We start from the raw sequence: 1,024 nt of genomic DNA on the forward strand, positions 1-1,024 counted from the left end.
AACCAATCTGGTCGAAGGCATCAACAACAAGATCAAGGTCATCAAGCGGGTGGCCTACGGCTACCGGGACGACGCCTACTTCTTCCTGAAGATCCGGGCGGCCTTCCCCGGACTTGGGTGAAGAACCTTTTTTTTCGGCGGGTCCGCCCCTTCCGGAGGCGGGGAATATTCAGGGATGTTCCCCGGCCGGGGGCGTGCGTCCGTTGCGGGCACACGCCGTTTCCCGGTTGCCCCGGGGTTCAGCGGCCCAGTTCGAAGACCACGTCCAGCGAGACGGACACGCTGGTCTCGCCCGCGGCCACCGGCGTGCTCTCGTAGGCGGCGTCGGCCGCGCGCGCCATCACCACCGGCATCGGCGGGTGGATGCCGCCGCCGCCCTCGCTGATGCTGACCACGCGCCGCACCTTCATGCCCAGTGCGCGCGCATAGGTCTGCGCGCGGGCGCGGGCCTGCTCCAGCGCCTGCAGCCGGGCCTGGTCGTACAGCGGCTCCGGGTCGTCCAGGCCGAAGCTCGGGCCGTGGATCTGGTTGGCGCCGCTGGCGGCCAGCGCGTCCAGCACCTGGCCCATCCTGGCCACGTCGCGCAGCTTCACGCTGACGGTGTTGCTGGCCTGGTAGCCGCTGACCCGCGGCGGCTGGTTCTCCTGGTAGTGGTACTGCGGGCTGAGGTGGATGCCGCTGGTCTGCACGTCCTTGTCGGCCACGCCGGCGGCCCGGATCGCGGCCAGCACCTTGTTCATCAGCTCGGCGTTCTGGCGCATGGCGGCGTTGCCGTCCGCGGCCTGGGTGACCACCCCGGCCGAGACCGTGGCGATGTCCGGCGCGCGGCTGGCCTCGGCCTGGGCCGAGACCGAGAGGAGCGTGGCGTCGGCCGGCAGCGGCGCAGGCTGGACCTGGGCGGCGGCGGGGGCGGACAGGGCCAGCATGGCCAGCAAGGCGAGGGCACTGCGCATGTCGTCGTTCTCCCTGTGACGGACGATGGGACCGGGGCAGGGTCGGGGGCGGCGGATGAACACGCCATGAG

2 protein-coding genes are annotated in these 1,024 nt (G+C 71.1%); one reads left to right on the top strand and one right to left on the bottom strand.

Translation table 11 applies throughout. The features are described from left to right. A partial coding sequence (locus CR938_RS14280) for a transposase (RefSeq protein ID WP_149860985.1) occupies positions 1-121 on the top strand: 121 nt, incomplete at its 5' end. Between the two features lie 118 nt (positions 122-239). On the opposite strand, the gene CR938_RS14285 is transcribed toward CR938_RS14280, so the two are convergent. Then, positions 240-953: an SIMPL domain-containing protein gene (locus tag CR938_RS14285; RefSeq protein ID WP_162125619.1), complete on the bottom strand. Its 714-nt coding sequence runs from the start codon at positions 951-953 to the stop codon at positions 240-242. Between the last annotated feature and the right edge of the window lie 71 nt (positions 954-1,024).

The sequence above is a fragment of the Pseudoxanthomonas taiwanensis genome (assembly GCF_010093135.1).
Classification (GTDB): Bacteria; Pseudomonadota; Gammaproteobacteria; order Xanthomonadales; family Xanthomonadaceae; genus Pseudoxanthomonas; species Pseudoxanthomonas taiwanensis.